The sequence below is a fragment of the Dactylosporangium darangshiense genome, assembly GCF_039537565.1.
GTDB lineage: Bacteria > Actinomycetota > Actinomycetes > Mycobacteriales > Micromonosporaceae > Dactylosporangium > Dactylosporangium darangshiense.
This window is the reverse complement of sequence record NZ_BAABAT010000019.1, coordinates 23,409-37,766: the sequence shown is the minus strand read 5'-3', so window position 1 is coordinate 37,766 and position 14,358 is coordinate 23,409. Positions and strand designations below refer to the sequence as shown.

The 14,358-nt window shown below is 72.6% G+C and carries 15 protein-coding genes; 5 read left to right on the top strand and 10 right to left on the bottom strand.

The genetic code is table 11. From position 1 onward, the window contains the following. Position 1 precedes the first annotated feature (1 nt). Entirely contained in the window at positions 2-601 is a 600-nt protein-coding gene (locus tag ABD901_RS30185) for a hypothetical protein (protein ID WP_345131683.1), read from the top strand. Here ABD901_RS30185 and ABD901_RS30180 read toward each other — a convergent pair. Then, entirely contained in the window at positions 569-1,216 is a 648-nt protein-coding gene (locus tag ABD901_RS30180; protein ID WP_345131681.1) for a TetR/AcrR family transcriptional regulator, read from the bottom strand. The genes ABD901_RS30185 and ABD901_RS30180 overlap by 33 nt on opposite strands. A gap of 44 nt (positions 1,217-1,260) precedes the next feature. Here ABD901_RS30180 and ABD901_RS30175 point away from each other — a divergent pair, with 44 nt between their 5' ends. The 3 genes from ABD901_RS30175 to ABD901_RS30165 are packed head-to-tail and all read left to right on the top strand — an operon-like array spanning position 1,261 to position 4,839. Continuing rightward, on the top strand, positions 1,261-2,412 hold the full coding sequence (locus tag ABD901_RS30175; RefSeq protein WP_345131679.1) for an acyl-CoA dehydrogenase family protein: 1,152 nt from the start codon (positions 1,261-1,263) through the stop codon (positions 2,410-2,412). Positions 2,413-2,425: 13 nt separating this feature from the next. Then, the gene (locus ABD901_RS30170; RefSeq protein ID WP_345131677.1) at positions 2,426-3,766 is read left to right on the top strand and encodes an aldehyde dehydrogenase family protein; all 1,341 of its coding nucleotides are present in this window, start codon (positions 2,426-2,428) and stop codon (positions 3,764-3,766) included. Then, positions 3,763-4,839 (top strand): Zn-dependent alcohol dehydrogenase, encoded by a 1,077-nt coding sequence (locus ABD901_RS30165; RefSeq protein WP_345131675.1) that lies wholly within the window; start codon positions 3,763-3,765, stop codon positions 4,837-4,839. The genes ABD901_RS30170 and ABD901_RS30165 overlap by 4 nt, the downstream gene beginning before the upstream one ends. Here the strand turns inward: ABD901_RS30165 and ABD901_RS30160 are convergent. From ABD901_RS30160 to ABD901_RS30125, 8 genes are all read right to left on the bottom strand, one after another. Continuing rightward, positions 4,790-5,605 (bottom strand): alpha/beta fold hydrolase, encoded by an 816-nt coding sequence (locus tag ABD901_RS30160; RefSeq protein WP_345131673.1) that lies wholly within the window; start codon positions 5,603-5,605, stop codon positions 4,790-4,792. The genes ABD901_RS30165 and ABD901_RS30160 overlap by 50 nt on opposite strands. Further along, complete coding sequence (locus ABD901_RS30155) at positions 5,602-7,047, bottom strand: flavin-containing monooxygenase (protein ID WP_345131672.1); 1,446 nt, start codon at positions 7,045-7,047, stop codon at positions 5,602-5,604. The genes ABD901_RS30160 and ABD901_RS30155 overlap by 4 nt, the downstream gene beginning before the upstream one ends. Before the next feature lie 228 nt (positions 7,048-7,275). Further along, positions 7,276-8,469, bottom strand: coding sequence for a putative sodium/potassium/calcium exchanger (locus ABD901_RS30150; RefSeq protein ID WP_345131670.1), 1,194 nt, complete (start codon positions 8,467-8,469; stop codon positions 7,276-7,278). A gap of 21 nt (positions 8,470-8,490) precedes the next feature. Further along, positions 8,491-9,531 carry a hypothetical protein gene (locus ABD901_RS30145; RefSeq protein ID WP_345131668.1) on the bottom strand — a complete coding sequence of 347 codons (1,041 nt, stop codon included), beginning with the start codon at positions 9,529-9,531 and terminating at the stop codon, positions 8,491-8,493. Positions 9,532-9,594: 63 nt separating this feature from the next. Further along, a complete protein-coding gene (locus ABD901_RS30140; RefSeq protein ID WP_345131666.1) occupies positions 9,595-10,215 on the bottom strand; it encodes a hypothetical protein in 621 nt (206 codons plus the stop codon). A 39-nt stretch (positions 10,216-10,254) separates the two neighbouring features. Next, positions 10,255-10,776, bottom strand: a complete 522-nt coding sequence (locus ABD901_RS30135; RefSeq protein WP_345131665.1) for a hypothetical protein — start codon at positions 10,774-10,776, stop codon at positions 10,255-10,257. Positions 10,777-10,850: 74 nt separating this feature from the next. Then, positions 10,851-11,516 carry a response regulator gene (locus ABD901_RS30130; protein ID WP_345131663.1) on the bottom strand — a complete coding sequence of 222 codons (666 nt, stop codon included), beginning with the start codon at positions 11,514-11,516 and terminating at the stop codon, positions 10,851-10,853. Positions 11,517-11,672: 156 nt separating this feature from the next. Further along, positions 11,673-12,782 carry a damage-control phosphatase ARMT1 family protein gene (locus tag ABD901_RS30125; RefSeq protein WP_345131661.1) on the bottom strand — a complete coding sequence of 370 codons (1,110 nt, stop codon included), beginning with the start codon at positions 12,780-12,782 and terminating at the stop codon, positions 11,673-11,675. A 29-nt stretch (positions 12,783-12,811) separates the two neighbouring features. Between ABD901_RS30125 and ABD901_RS30120 the strand changes: the two genes are divergently transcribed. Next, positions 12,812-13,153, top strand: a complete 342-nt coding sequence (locus ABD901_RS30120; protein WP_345131659.1) for a DUF1232 domain-containing protein — start codon at positions 12,812-12,814, stop codon at positions 13,151-13,153. Here ABD901_RS30120 and ABD901_RS30115 read toward each other — a convergent pair. Beyond that, the gene (locus ABD901_RS30115) at positions 13,074-14,330 is read right to left on the bottom strand and encodes an MFS transporter (RefSeq protein ID WP_345131657.1); all 1,257 of its coding nucleotides are present in this window, start codon (positions 14,328-14,330) and stop codon (positions 13,074-13,076) included. The two genes, ABD901_RS30120 and ABD901_RS30115, sit on opposite strands and share 80 nt — an antisense overlap. Positions 14,331-14,358: the final 28 nt, after the last annotated feature.

The window sequence follows — 14,358 nt, the reverse complement described above, 5'->3', positions numbered from 1 at the left end:
GGTGGACATCGTGTCGAGCGGCGAGCGTTATCGGGCCTCGACCGTCGCCGCGTTCGAGGCGGCCGTGCTGGTGCGATGTACAGGGGTGTGTGGTGGAGGAGGTCGTGCCCGGGCGCTGGGGGGCACCCGGGCACGTTCCCCGTACGCGCCGAGCGGCATGCTGGCCGAGTTCAACCGCAGCGTCGCCGCCGAGCGGCTCGCGGAGCTGCTGGGTTCGGCCGGGCACGAGGCGAGCGTCCATCGGTACACCGCCGGCACCCGCCACCGCTACGAGATCTTCCGCGTCCTCGCCGACGAGCGGACGTTGCTGTTCCTGGACCGTGCGTGGGCGCAGGGTTACGGCGAGCTGTGCGGCGCCCCGGCCGAGGCGCGCTCGACCCGCCAAGTGCGCCACTCCCGCCAGCTCGCCGAGGCCGCGTGGCGCGGCGTGCTGATGGTCTCCGGCCCGGCCCGATCGGGCTCGCCGGGGCTACGCGTGCCGGACCTCGACACCGCGACCGTGCTGATGCGCGCCGGCCGCATGATGCGCCTGCCGGTCCGCATGAGCACCCGCCCGGGCGGCCAGCTCCTACTGGTGATGCCCGCCGAAGCCGCCGCCTGACGGGAACTTTCGCTCCAGGCCGTCGACCAGCGCGTCGAGGCCGAGCTCGAACGCGGCGTCGTCGACCTGGGCATGCCGCCCGGCGAGGCGGTGCGCGTCGCGCAGGTGCGGGTAGTCGGCCTCGTAGAGGGACGGGTCGTCGACGAAGCCCAGCGCGAACGACCCCAGCGCGGAGCCGGCGACGAAGTACCGCATCGCCGCCCCGATCCGCGTCGCCTGTGCCGGAGGCCATCCGGCGTCGACGAGCGCGCCGTAGACGGCGTCGGCCAGCCGCAGCGACGCGGGACGCCGAGCCGGGCCGCGGGCCAGGAACGGCACCACGTTGGGGTGCGCGCGAAACGCCGACCGGTAGGCGCGCGCCCACGAGCGCAGCGCCTGCGGCCACGGGTCGCGGCCGAGCATCGACAGGTCGACGCCGGCCACGATGGCGTCGCCGATCGCGTCGACGATCTCTTCCTTCGTGGCGAAGTGGTTGTACAGCGACGGCGCCTGCACCCCCAGCTCCCGCGCCAGCCGCCGGGTCGACAGCGCGCCGAGCCCTTCGGCGTCGACGATCGCTGTGGCGACCTCGACAATGCGCTCGCGGCTCAGCAGTGGCGTTCGGGGACGGACCATGCGTACGATCCTAGAAACTAACAACGTTAGTTAAGGAACCCGGTATGGACTTGACCCTCAGCGACGAGCAGCAGGCCGTGCGCCGCATGGTCGCCGAGTTCACGAATCGCGAGATCATCCCGCACGCGGCCGCCTGGGACCGCGCCGAGCAGGTCGACCTGTCGATCGTCAAGAAGCTCGCCGACCTGGGCGTCTTCGGCATCACGATCCCGGAGTCGCACGGCGGCAGCGGCGGGGACCACCTGACGTACTGCCTGGTCCTGGAGGAGCTCGGCCGCGGCGACTCGTCGGTGCGCGGCATCGTCTCGGTCTCGCTCGGCCTGGTCGCCAAGACCATCCACGCCAACGGCACCGAGGAACAGAAGGCCGAGTGGCTGCCGCGCCTGTGCTCGGGCGCCGACCTCGCGTGCTTCGCGCTGACCGAGCCCGACACCGGCTCCGACGCCGGTTCGCTGTCCACGCGCGCCACCCCGGTCGAGGGCGGCTGGCGCATCGACGGCGCCAAGATGTTCATCACCAACGGCACCTGGGCGTCCGTGGCGCTGGTGTTCGCGCGGACCGGCGGCCCGGGACCCAAGGGCGTTTCGGCGTTTCTGGTACCCCTGCCGTCGGAGGGCCTGCAGGTCACCGAGATCCACGGCAAGCTCGGCCTGCGCGGCCAGGCCACGGCGATGCTGAGCTTCGACGATGTGTTCGTGCCGAGCTCCGCCCTCCTCGGCGCCGAGGGCCAGGGCTTCAAGATCGCCATGGCGGCGCTGGCCAAGGGCCGCATGTCCCTGGCCGCCGGCTGCGTCGGGATCATCCAGGGCTGCCTGGACGCCGCGACCGGCTACGCCACCCAGCGTGAGCAGTTCGGCCGCAAGATCGCCTCGTTCCAGCTCGTGCAGCAGCTCATCGCCGACATCTCCGTGGAGGCCGACGCGGCCCGGCTGCTCACCTGGCGGGTCGCCGACCTCATCGACCGCGGCGAGCCGTTCGCCACCGAGTCGTCCACCGCCAAGCTGTTCGCCAGCGAGGCCGCGGTGCGCGCCGCCAACGCCGCCCTGCAGGTCTTCGGCGGCTACGGGTACATCGACGAGTACCCCGTGGGCAAGTACCTGCGCGACGCGCGGGTCACTACCGTGTACGAGGGCACCAGCCAGATCCAGAAGCTCATCATCGGCCGCGCTCTCACCGGCGTGAGCGCGTTCGCGTAAGGGGCCAAGCATCGTGATCGACGTCATCAATCCCGCCACCGAGCAGGTCATCGGCGCTGTCGCACCCGGCGACGTCGACGCCGCTGTCTCCTCGGCCCGCGCCGCACAGCACGCCTGGGCCGCGCTGTCCCGCGCCGAGCGCGCCGCGCACCTGCGCGCGCTGCTCGAGGCGATGAGCGCCGCCGCGCCGGAGCTCGCCGAGCTCATCAGCGCGGAGATGGGCTCGCCGCTGCCGGTGGCCCGCAAGGTCCAGGTCGGGCTGCCGCTGGCCACCGTCAAGTCGATGATCGACCTGCTCGAGGGCCCGGACGGCCCCGGCAAGGTCGGCAACTCCGAGATCTACCGCGAGCCCGTCGGCGTGGTCGGGGCGATCACGCCGTGGAACTACCCGCTGCACCAGACCGTGGCCAAGGTCGCGCCCGCGCTCGCCGCCGGCAACACCGTCGTGCACAAGCCCAGCGAGGTGGCCCCGCTGTCGGCCGGGCGCCTCGCCGAACTGGTGCGGGCGGCGGGGATCCCCGACGGGGTGTACAACATCGTGCACGGCTATGGCGACCCGACCGGCGCGCGGCTCGCCGGGCACCCGGGCATCGACCTGGTGTCGTTCACCGGCTCGACCGGCGCCGGGCGCCGCGTCGCCGCGCTCGCCGCCGCCAACGTCACGCGGGTCTCGCTCGAGCTCGGCGGCAAGTCCGCCAACGTGATCCTGCCCGACGCCGACCTCGCCGCCGCGGTGAAGGTGGGCGTCGGCAACTGCTACCTCAACTCCGGCCAGACGTGCACGGCCTGGACGCGGATGCTGGTGCACGAGTCCCGCCACGACGAGGCGGTGGAGCTCGCGGTCGCGGCGGCGGCGAAGTACACGGTGGGCGACCCCTCCGACCCGGCCACCCGTCTGGGCCCGCTGGCCTCGGCCGCGCAGCGCGAGCGGGTGCTCGGCTACATCGAGCGTGGCCTCGCCGGCGGCGCGACGATGGCGTTCGGCGGCGGCGAGGTGCCGTCCGTCGGCTACTACGTCGCCCCGGTCGTCTTCGCCGGCGTCGACCCCGGCTCGGTGATCGCCCAGGAGGAGATCTTCGGGCCGGTTCTTTCCATCATTCGGTACCGCGATGAGGACGAGGCCGTCCGCATCGCGAACTCGACGCCGTACGGCCTGGCCGGCGCGGTGTGGTCGGTGGACCGGGAACACGCGGTCGCGGTCGCCCGGCGGTTGCGCACCGGCCAGGTCGACATCAACGGCGGCGCGTTCAACCCCGTCGCCCCGTTCGGCGGCGTCGGGCACTCCGGCTACGGCCGCGAGCTCGGCGCCTTCGGCTACGAGGAGTTCACGTCGGTGAAGGCGATCCAGCTGTGACGCTCGCGGCGGTCATGCGCACGATCGACGCCCCGATGGCGGTCGAGGAGATCGAGCTCAACCCGGTCGGCCCGGGCCAGGTGCGGGTCCGCCTCACCGCGGCCGGCGTCTGCCACTCGGACCTGTCGCTGGCCAACGGCACCCTGCGCCAGCCGCTGCCGGCGGTGCTCGGCCACGAGGGCGCCGGCACCGTGGTCGAGACCGGCGAGGGCGTCGAGGGCCTCGCGCCCGGCGACCACGTGGTGCTGAACTGGGCCCCGCCGTGCCGGGCGTGCTGGTTCTGCGAGCACGGCGAGCCGTACCTGTGCCAGCACGCCGAGGACGCCCGCGCGGTGCCGTTCGCCACCGCCGGCGGCGGGCCCGTCTACGCCGGCCTCGGCACCGGCGCGTTCGCAGCCGAGACCGTCCTCGGCGCGCACGCCTGCATCCCGGTGCCCGACGACATCCCGCTCGCCGAGGCCGCGCTGCTCGGCTGCGCCGTGCTCACCGGTGTCGGCGCCGTCACCAACGCCGCCAAGGTGCGACCGGGCCAGACCGTCGCGGTGATCGGCCTCGGCGGCGTCGGGCTCGCGGCGATCCAGGGCGCGCGCATCGCCGGCGCCGCCGAGATCATCGCGGTCGACCCGGCCGTGGCGAAGGAGGGCCTGGCCCGCTCGCTCGGCGCCACCCAGTTCCTGGCGCCGCACGCCGGGCTGGCCAAGGAGATCCGGTCCCTGACCGGCGGCCTCGGCGCCGACCACGCCATCGAGTGCGTCGGGCGCGGCGAGACGATCCGCTCGGCCTGGTCGGCGACCCGCCGCGGCGGCACCACGACCGTTGTCGGCCTGGGCTCCGCGCAGGACCCGGTGACGTTCAACGCGCTCGAGGTCGCGTACTTCGCCCGGACCATCGCCGGCTGTATGTACGGCAGCACCGACCCGGCTGTGGACGTACCGCTGCTGCTGGAACATTATCGGGCCGGGCGGCTGGACCTGGCCGCGCTGGTCACCGACGAGGTCGGCCTCGACGGGGTCGGCGAGGCGTTCAGCCGGATGCGCTCCGGTCAGGGAGCGCGGACGCTGATCCGGTTCTAGCCGCCGTCTCCAGGATGATCCCGGCCACGGTGGCCGGGTCGTCGCTCATGGGGACGTGGCCGCAGCCGTCCAGGGTGACGTGGCGGGCCCCGGGGAGCACCTCGCGGGCCCGCAGCGCCTGGATCGGCTCGAGGATGCGGTCGCGGGCGGCCCACGCGATCGTGACCGGCACCTCGCCCGGGTCCCCGGCGAACGTGTACGTCGCGCCGTGCCGGGCCACCGCCGCAAAGCCCTTGCCGCCGCGCAGCGCCAGCGTGTCGGCGAGGGCCCGTTCGGCGGTGAGCACCGTCGGGTCGGTGACCAGCGCACGGAACGAGAACCGCTTGCCGAACTCGGTGCGGTAGAACTGCCGCAGCACCGGTTCCGGCGCGTACGCGCCGAAGCGCATGCTGCGCAGGATGCGCAGCGCCCGGCGGACCTGTGCCGGGGTGGCGAACCCGGCCGGGGACAGCGCGGTCGCCGAGCGGGCCAGCCCCGCCGCGGCCAGCTCGAGCGCGATCGCACCGCCGAGGCTGTTGCCGGCGACGTGCGGCCGCCCCAGCCCGTGCTCGGCGAAGAACTCCCCGAGCGCCGCGACCGCGGTCGGCATGCCGTGGTTCACGGCCGGCGCCGGCGAACGCCCGAACCCCGGCAGGTCGAGCGCGATCACGTCGTGGTGCGCGGCGAGCCGGTCGATGACGGGCTCCCACGCCCGCCAGTGGTGCCCGATCCCGTGGATCAGCACCAGCGGCGCGCCGTCTCCCGAACGTACAAAGTGGACGGTCATGCGATCACCTCGTAGGCGGCAAGGTCGAACCGCTTCATGCGCTGCCGGAAGCGCCAGGTAGAGCCCGGCCAGAGCGTCGAGTTGCGCCCAGTGGCGTCGATGTACCAGCTGTGGCACCCGGTGGCCCAGACGGTTTTCGCCATCCGCCGGTCGACGCCCGCGACGAACCGCGCCTGCGCCTCGGCCGTCGGCTCCACCGCCCGCACCCCGTCCAGCCGCATCCGCTCGAGCGCCCCGAGCACGTAGTTGATCTGCGACTCGATCATCAGCACGACCGAGTTGTGCCCGAGCCCGGTGTTGGGCCCGAGCAGCAGGAAGAGGTTCGGGAAGCCGGAGACGGTCGTGCCGCGGTACGCCTGCGGGCTCCCCTGCCACCGCTCGGCAAGGCTGCGCCCGTCGCGCCCCCGGATCCGCTCGGCGATCGGCAGGTCCGTGACCCGGAACCCGGTCCCGAACACGATCACGTCCGCCGGATGCTCCACCCCGTCCCGCGTCACGACCCCGCCGGCCCTCACCTCGGCGATCCCGTCGGTGACCACGTCGACGTTGTCGCGCGCGAGCGCCGGGTAGTAGTCGTCGGACCTGAGCACCCGCTTGCACCCCATCGCATAGTCCGGGGTGAGCTTGGCCCGCAGCCGCGGATCTCGCACCCCGCGCCGCAGGTTTGCCAGGGCCATCCGCTGCGCGAGCCGCATGACCCGCGGCCGGAGAAACCCGAGGACCGTGGCCTCGATCGACCAATACACGACCGTGCGCATCAATCGCTGCGCGCCTGGGATTCTTCGGTACGCCCAGTGCTCCCACTTCCGCAACGCCCGCTCGTTGCGGGGCATCACCCACGCGGCCGTCCGCTGGAACACCGTGAGCCTTTCGACAACGGGCTGGATGGCCGGCACGATCTGCACCGCGGAGGCCCCCGTCCCGATGACGGCGACGCGCTTGCCCGCCAGCTCGACATCGTGGTCCCACCGCGAGGAGTGGAACGCCTCCCCCTGGAACGTCTCCATCCCCGGCAGCTTCGGCATCGCGGGCTCGTTGAGCGGCCCCGCGGCCGCGATGAGCACGTCGGCCGTCCACTCCCCGACGGAGGTCGCGATCCGCCACCGCCCGGCGTTGGCGTCCCACTCCGCCCGCCGCACGTCGGCCCCGAACCGAATCTTGTCCCGCACCCCGAACCGCTGCGCACATTCGCGCAGGTACTGCCAGATCTCGCCCTGCCGCGAGTAGGTACTGGTCCAGTCCGGCTTCAGCGCGAACGAGAACGAGTACACCTGCGACGGCACGTCACACGCACACCCCGGATAGGAGTTGTCGCGCCACGTGCCCCCGAGGTCCTCCCCCCGCTCGAGCACGACGATGTCGTCGAACCCACCCTGCACGAGCCGAATGGCCGCCCCGATCCCCCCGAACCCGGCCCCGACGATAGCGACGCGCACATGCATCCAGCGCCCCCTGGCGTCCCCCTGGTACTCAACGGTACCAGCACGTTACCACCGGGTAGCTCCACGCGAAAGGGCTCGCCCAGTCCCTCGGGCGAGCCCTTGTCCCTGCACTTTCGCTCGTTCTTCGTCGTTCGTTCTTCCTCTGCCGGTCTTCGCCGCGTCGGTCTTCGCGCGTCGGTATTCGTCCTTCGGTGTTCGGTGTTCGGTGGTTCGGTGTTCGGTCTTTCGTCAGAGCCCGAGCAGCCGATCGAGGAAGTCCCGGTACGCCCGAACCGCCGCCCGAAGCCTCTCCGTGTCGTCCCCCGGCTGCCCCCGCCACGCCGCAAGTTCACTCCGCTGCGCCTCGAGCGCCCCGGTCAACATGCCCAGCGCCTCCCCGATGAGCTCATCCGCCTCGGCCGCAACCGCCCGCGGATCGTCAATGAACCGCAGCTGCAGCGCCCCCCACCGCTCCCGAAGCCCGTCAACGGCCCCATCGGCCCATACGGCCCCCACAGCGGCAACATCAACGTCCCCCGGCCGCGACTCATCAGCGCCCGCGACGCCATCCACATCCGCGCCCGCAACCTCATCCGCGTCACGGTCCCCAACCGCGACAGCGTCCCCAAGCGCGACACCGTCCCCAACCGCATCGGGCTCCCCAACCGTGTCACGGTCCTCAACCGTGACGAGGTCCGCATATGCGTCGCGGTCCTCCTGCGTGGCACTGTCCTCATAGGCGACAGCAGCCACATCAACATCGGACCCATCGGACCGATCCGCACGCCACTCCGCGTCCTCGGCGTACTCGGCCTGGGCGGTGCCGACCTCGTCCCGCTCGTCCTCGTCCACCACCTCGGCGTCATAGCCCTGGACGGTGCCGACCTCGTCCCGCTCGTCCTCCGTCTCGGCGTCGCGGGCTTCGTTCTCCCGGACCGCCTCGTCGTACACAGCGTCGACGTCGCTCTCCCGCTCCGTCCGCGCGTCCTCGGCGAACGACTCATCCCCGCGGGCGTCATCCTCTACGACCCGCTCGTCGTCGGCGCGTTCCTCCTCCAGCGCCTCGTCCCGGTCCACCACCGTGACGTCATCCCGGTCGGTGACGTCGTCTCTGTCAGTGGCGTCATCCCGGTCGGTGGCGCCGGAGGCATCGGGATCGGCTGAGCCGGACGCGTACGTGGCGGCCGGGTAACGCTCCGCCGCCGCGCGGTCCTCCGGGTCCTCGTAATGCTCGGTGTGTGCGGTGCCGATCACCGGCTCCGCATCGTCGTCGGCCGGCCTCGAGCTCAGGACCTCGTCCTGGTCGGCCGGCCTCGAGGTCAGGGCCTCGTCCTGGTCGGCCGACCTCGAAGCCGAAGCCTCGTCGTGGTCGGCCGAGCGAGGGGCCGGGACCGAGGTTGTCGCCTCGTCGAACTGGCCGCGGTACTGCTCCTGCTGGGTCATCGCAACCGTCCTTCCCCGGCCCTACGACCGGTTGCTCGTGTCGTGGGGGGCCTGGGAGGTGTGGCGCTGCGCGGGAACAGCCCGCGTCTCGGCGGCGTCATCCGACTGACGGAGTTCCGCATCCTGACGGGCGCCTGCATCCTGACGGGCATCCGCATTCTGGCGGGTGTCAGGGTCTTGACGATCGTCTGCATCGTGGCGGGCGTCCGTGGCATGGCGAGCGTTCACAGCATCGCCATGGGACACATCAGCGCCGTGAGACACATCAGCGCCGTGAGACACATCAGCGCCGTGAGACACATCAGCGCCGTGAGACACATCAGCGCCGTGAGACACATCAGCGCCGTGAGACACATCAGCGCCGTGAGACACGTCGGCGCCACGAGACGCGTCGGTGTCACGAGACACGTTGGTGTCACGAGACACGTTGGTGTCACGAGACACGTTGGTGGATGTGGAGTCGATGCCGATTGGAGCCGCGGACGCGGCCGAAGCCGCCGCGTCCGCGGGGGACGCGGAGTCCGCGGTAGGGGCGTCCGTGGCCAGCAGATCCGCGAACAAGGCGCGGTAATGCACCACGGCCTGGCGGAGCTGCTCCGTCGTGGCCTCGCCGCGGTCGGACAGCTCCGAGATCTCGTGCGCCTCCCGGTAGTGGCTCAGCGTGCGCGCGTGCTCGACCGACAGGTGCGAGAGGCGGGATTCGTAGTCTGACGTGGGGTAACCACGCTCCGCGATCAGCTCTGTCAGTAGAGCGTCCGCGGCGCGAACGGCGCCGGCCGGGTCGTCCAGGAAGCGGGACTGCAGGTCTTCCCACTCCGCGGTGTACCGGGACCGCGCCTCCGGGGCGAGGGGGCGCAGCTCGAGCTCGGCGTGGCGCCGTTCGCGTTCGCGTAGGTCGCGCTCGGCGGCCAGGCGGCTTTCGCCCTCGGCTACGGCCCGGTCGTACTCGGGGCCGAACCGATGTTGCAGGGCCCGCCGCCGAGTGACGAACCAGATGCCGTAGCCGAACGCGGCGATCACGACCAGAACGAGGATCGTGATCGTAACTTGGGTGGCTGTCATGGCGGTCCTCCTTCAATAGGAGGTATTCCGCGAGACGTCACCCCTCAAACGGACGTGAATGTGTCAGGTGCCGACCAGGTGGTTGAGGAAGTCGCGGTAGCCGTGCACGGCGTTGCGCAGCTGCTCGGTGTCGTCGCGGCCCGATACGCGCCAGTTGCTGAGCTGGTCCTTGCGGGCGTTCAGGGACGCCGTCACGCCGGCCAGGGCGTCGTCGACCAGGCGTTCGGCCTCGCCGGCCGCGGTCTGCGGGTCGTCGACGAAGCGCAGCTGGAGCTCCTGCCAGCGGGTGCGTACCTCGTACGCGTGGGCCTCGGTGGTGAGCGGCGCGTTGATCAGGTACTGGCCGCCGCCGTATGTGCCGCCGCCCACATTGCCGCTGGACGGAGCGCTGCCCTGGCCGTAACCGCCGCCGGCGGGGGCGGGCTGACCATAACCACCGCCGGGCGGCTGACCGTAGCCACCACCGCCGTACGGCACCGATGACATCGGGGCGCCCTGCGGCACCGCTCCGGTGGCCGGCGGGCGTGGCGCCGCCGGTGCGGCGTACTGACCGGGCTGGGCCGGCGGGGCCGAGCCGGCGCCCTCGGTCTCCTCGTCTTCGTCCTTGCCGCCGCGCAGCAGGATCCAGCCGCCGACGGCCAACGCGACTACGACCAGGCCGATCGTGATCGTCGTGGAGTTCATGGGGTCCCCCTCAACAGTCCGAGGATCAGAGTCCGAGGATCACAGTCCGAGGATTCGGTCGAGGAACTCGCGGTAGTCGCGCAGCGAGGCCCGCAGGTTCTCGGTGTCCAGGCCCCGGGCGGCGCGCTGCTGGTGCAGCTGCCCCCGGCGCTGGTCCAGTGAGGCTGTCAGCGAGGCCACCGCCTCCTGTACGAGCCGCTCGGCCTCCCCCGCCACCAGGTGCGGATCGTCGATGAAGCGCAGCTGCAGCTCCTGCCACCGGCCGCGGATGCGCTGCCGGTCGGACTCGTTCCACAGCCCGGCCAGGGAGGCGGCCGCTGAGCCGCCGACCGGCCGGTACGCGGCCCCGTTCGGCGCCGCCCCACTGCTCGGGGCTCCCGCGCCAGTGCCCGGGACCCCCGTGCCGTCGCCTGTTGTGGCGCCGCTGGCCGGGGCCGCCGCCCCGTTATCCGGGGGCGCGGCGCCGGCTGGCGAGGCCGAGACGGTGCCGCCGTCGAACTCCGCGGCGGCCGGGGCATCATCGTCGACCTGGGGCGCCATCTCGCCGCCTTCAGGTTGCATGCGCGCGTTCCTCTCCATCGGGAGATCACGCGATACCCGCCGCCAACCGCGAAATAGCCACTCACAGGGGTGAGCTAGGGCTGGAAGCGGTACCCCATGCCCGGCTCGGTGAGCAGATGGCGTGGGCGCGCGGGGTCGTCCTCCAGCTTGTGCCGCAGCTGCGTGACGTACTGCCGCAGGTACTGGGTCTGCTTGAGGTACGTCGGACCCCACACCTCCTGCAGGAGCTGCCGCTGGCCGACCAGCTTGCCCGGGTTGCGCGCCAGCGCCTCCAGCAGCTGCCACTCGGTGCGGGTGAGGTGCACGCCGCCGCTGACCGTGTGCGCGGCGAAGTCGACGTCGTGGGAGCTGATGCGCACCGTGCCGAGCGGGTCAGCCGGGCCGAGGCGGCGGGTGACGGCGCGGACGCGGGCGAGCAGCTCGTCGATGCTGAACGGCTTGGTCACGTAGTCGTCGGCGCCGGCGTCGAGGGCCTCGACCTTGTCGCGGGAGTCGGCGCGGCCGGACAGGACCAGGATCGGCACCGGGGTCCAGGAGCGCAGCTTGCGGATCACCTCGACGCCGTCGAGGTCGGGCAGGCCGAGGTCGAGCACGACCAGGTCGGGCTTGGTCTCGGCGGCCAGGCGCAGCGCCTCGGCCCCGCCGCCGGCGACCACGACGTCGTACTGCCGGGCCACGAGGTTGATCCGCAGCGGGCGGACGATCTGGGGCTCATCGTCGACGACGAGAATTCTGGTCACTTGACAAGGCCGAACGTGACGGCGGACACGCTTGAGGGGTTTCGCAAGCGGACCGCAAGTGGCTGCCAAGTCCTTGACGGCAGAGTGCTCAGCATGACGAACTCCTGCAAGTTCTGGGCTGGACCTACATACATCGTGACCGCCACCACCGCCGCCTCAGGCGCGCACCTGGACAAGGGCAAAAGCGCCGCCGGTGCGCCATGAGGCGGGCAGGGCGCCCTCCGCGCCCGCGGACAGTCCGACGACCACGTCCGACTTCACCGTCCGCAGCGCGGCGACCGGGCCCGGAAAGTAGCCGGTGACCTCCTCGAACGAGGTGGTCGCCGGCCAGCTGCGATCCCCGACCAGGCGGCGGTAGTTGAGGTCCCCCTTGAGGATCGTCAGCTCCGCCGCCGCGAACCGGGCGGCGAGCCCGTCGGGCGCGTCGTGGAAGGTGAGCGGCGCGCAGTAGAAGTCCTCGGTGTGCAGCCGCAGCGTCCCGTCGCGCAACGCCGCGTCGAGCCGGCCGCCGACCGCGCTGCCCGCGGGGAAGCGCCGCAGCTCGGCGAGCACGTCGGCGGTCAGGGCGTCGGAGACGAAGTACGGCGCCGGCTTGACGTGCAGCTCGACCCGCGACGCGCGCCCGGTGCGCAGCAGGAAGTCGATGAGCACCAGGTCGGGCAGCAGCTCCCGCCCGGCGTTGTCGGCCACGAGCACCGCCGGGCCGCCCTGCGCGAGCGACCACAGCCGCTTGCTGTCATCGACGATGAGGTCGTCGACCCGCTGCAGGTCCCCGGCGACCAGCCGGAACCCCAGGTCGGCCCGGTTGCCCCACAGCGCCGCCGCGACCAGCCCCGCCGCCTGCTCCTCCTCCGGCCGCTCCTGCAAGGCGTCGAGCTCGGCGAGCTCCTCCGCACCCGGCAGGTCCGCCGCCTTCTGCGGCCCGAACGGGTCGACGCCCTGCCAGGCCCCCGGCTCGTAGTACCCGACCGCTTCCAGCAGCCGGCGGTAGAAGAAGTTCTCGGCGAAGAGGAACGGCACGTCGTACCACGACCGCCCGAACATCCCGGCACCCCACTCGGCCCAGGCCGCCGCGTCGTGGGCCCCGCCGGCCAGGGGCGCCACGACGTCCTCCTGCAAAAGCCTTTCCAGCCGCAGCGGTACCTCGGGAGGGTACGGATACGCCCCCCGCACCCGCTCGACGATGGCCGGGTGCCGGTCCCGCAGTACCGAATGCGGAAACGACATCGGATCGGTGCTCACGATGACGGGCGGCTCGACGGGCATGGGGGCAGTATCACCCGTAAACTCGATCCATGTCGGACGACCAGTTGTTCTACGCACTCTTCGTGGTCGGCGCCCTGGTGCTGATCGCCCTGCTGGTGCTGGCGATCGTCCTGGCCGTGCGGGTCTGGAAGACCGGCAAGTATCTGCAGGCGATGGGCGTCGGCGGCAAGTGGGTCTTCTGGGGCGCCATCATCTACACGATCTTCCCGATCGACCTGCTCCCCGACCCGATCTACCTGGACGACGTCGGCGTGCTCGGCGGCGCCCTCCTCTACCTCAGCCGCCTCGCCGTCAAGGCCCGGCAGAACCGCCAGGCAGCCGGCCGCCCGCCCCTGCCGCCGCAGCTGCGCCCCCCGCAGCGCACCCGCTGAGCTCCGCCCGGCTCACCCGGTCGGTGTCGACCGGCCCGAAGCGCGCGATCAGCAGCGCCCCCGCGAGGGTTCCCCCGACCAGGGTGATCCACAGTGGAGCGCCGCCGGCCCCGAGCAGCGCCAGCAGCAGCGCCGGCGCGACCGCGTTGGCGACCCCGGTCGAGGCCTGCCACGCCGCCAGCGCCCGCCCGAGCCCCGCGGGCCGGGCCGTCGCCGCGACCAGCGCCGTCCCGGTCCCGGCGTAGAGCATCTCCCCCACCGTGTACAGCACCGCGACCACGGCAACGCCGACGGCATCCCCCGCCGCCCAGAACCCCAGGTAGGACACGGCCAGCACGGCGCCCGACCCGGCGAGCACCAGTCGCCGCGACTGCCCGCCCAGCCAGACCACCAGTGGCACCTGCAGCGCCACCACCAGCACGGTGTTGCCGGCGAAGATCAGCCCCGACCACGCCGCGCCGGCGTGCAGCCGCTCGGTCAGGATCACCGGCAGCACGACCTCGAGCACCGCGAAGCACAGCGCCAGCGGCAGGTTCGCCCACATCAGCAGCCGTAGCGAACCCGTCCCGGCCCCGGCGCGCCGATCAACGGCACGCGCGACGTCCTGCGACCGGCGGGCCAGGCGCATCGTGCGCATCGACAGGACCAGGGCGGCCGCGACCGCGTAGCCGGCCGCCGTGCCGAATGCCAGCAGGCGCAACGCCGAGGGGCCGAATCCCACGCACGCGGCGGCGACCAGTGCGCCCGCGCCCAGGCCGGCGTTGCGCAGGGAGCGGCCGAACGCCAGCGGGGCGTCGGCCGGGCCGTCGGCGAGCGCGGCGACCAGCGCGGCGTGCGCCGGGGGCCAGGCCTGGTTGCCGATGCCGAGCAGCAGCGCGGCCAGCGCGAACGCCCACACGCCGTGCGCGGCGAGCAGCACCGCCACGCCGGCCACGCGCACGAGCAGGGTCGCCGCGACCGGCGCGGTGCGGGCGCCGGCGTCGATCCACCGGCCGGTGAGCGGCACGGCGGCCAGGCCCGCCAGGAGACCCGCCGACAGCGCCAGGCCCGTGGCGGACGCCGGGAGGCCGAGGACGCTCACGCCGTACAGGACGAGGAAAGGACGCAGCAGTCCCGCGCCGATCGCATCGATCGCGAGAGCCGCCGCGTACCGCGGGCCGAACCCACCGAATCGCATGGCGGCCAGCCTGGACGGCGGCGCCCGG

Bases quoted from the DNA above. Each gene is read 5' to 3' on its own strand.
- ABD901_RS30145 (WP_345131668.1), bottom strand. From the start codon at position 9,531: ATGACAGCCACCCAAGTTACGATCACGATCCTCGTTCTGGTCGTGATC.
- ABD901_RS30155 (WP_345131672.1), bottom strand. From the start codon at position 7,047: ATGCATGTGCGCGTCGCTATCGTCGGGGCCGGGTTCGGGGGGATCGGG.
- ABD901_RS30175 (WP_345131679.1), top strand. From the start codon at position 1,261: ATGGACTTGACCCTCAGCGACGAGCAGCAGGCCGTGCGCCGCATGGTC.
- ABD901_RS30125 (WP_345131661.1), bottom strand. From the start codon at position 12,782: ATGCCCGTCGAGCCGCCCGTCATCGTGAGCACCGATCCGATGTCGTTT.
- ABD901_RS30180 (WP_345131681.1), bottom strand. From the start codon at position 1,216: ATGGTCCGTCCCCGAACGCCACTGCTGAGCCGCGAGCGCATTGTCGAG.
- ABD901_RS30150 (WP_345131670.1), bottom strand. From the start codon at position 8,469: ATGACCCAGCAGGAGCAGTACCGCGGCCAGTTCGACGAGGCGACAACC.
- ABD901_RS30115 (WP_345131657.1), bottom strand. From the start codon at position 14,330: ATGCGATTCGGTGGGTTCGGCCCGCGGTACGCGGCGGCTCTCGCGATC.
- ABD901_RS30135 (WP_345131665.1), bottom strand. From the start codon at position 10,776: ATGCAACCTGAAGGCGGCGAGATGGCGCCCCAGGTCGACGATGATGCC.
- ABD901_RS30140 (WP_345131666.1), bottom strand. From the start codon at position 10,215: ATGAACTCCACGACGATCACGATCGGCCTGGTCGTAGTCGCGTTGGCC.
- ABD901_RS30160 (WP_345131673.1), bottom strand. From the start codon at position 5,605: ATGACCGTCCACTTTGTACGTTCGGGAGACGGCGCGCCGCTGGTGCTG.
- ABD901_RS30120 (WP_345131659.1), top strand. From the start codon at position 12,812: ATGTCGGACGACCAGTTGTTCTACGCACTCTTCGTGGTCGGCGCCCTG.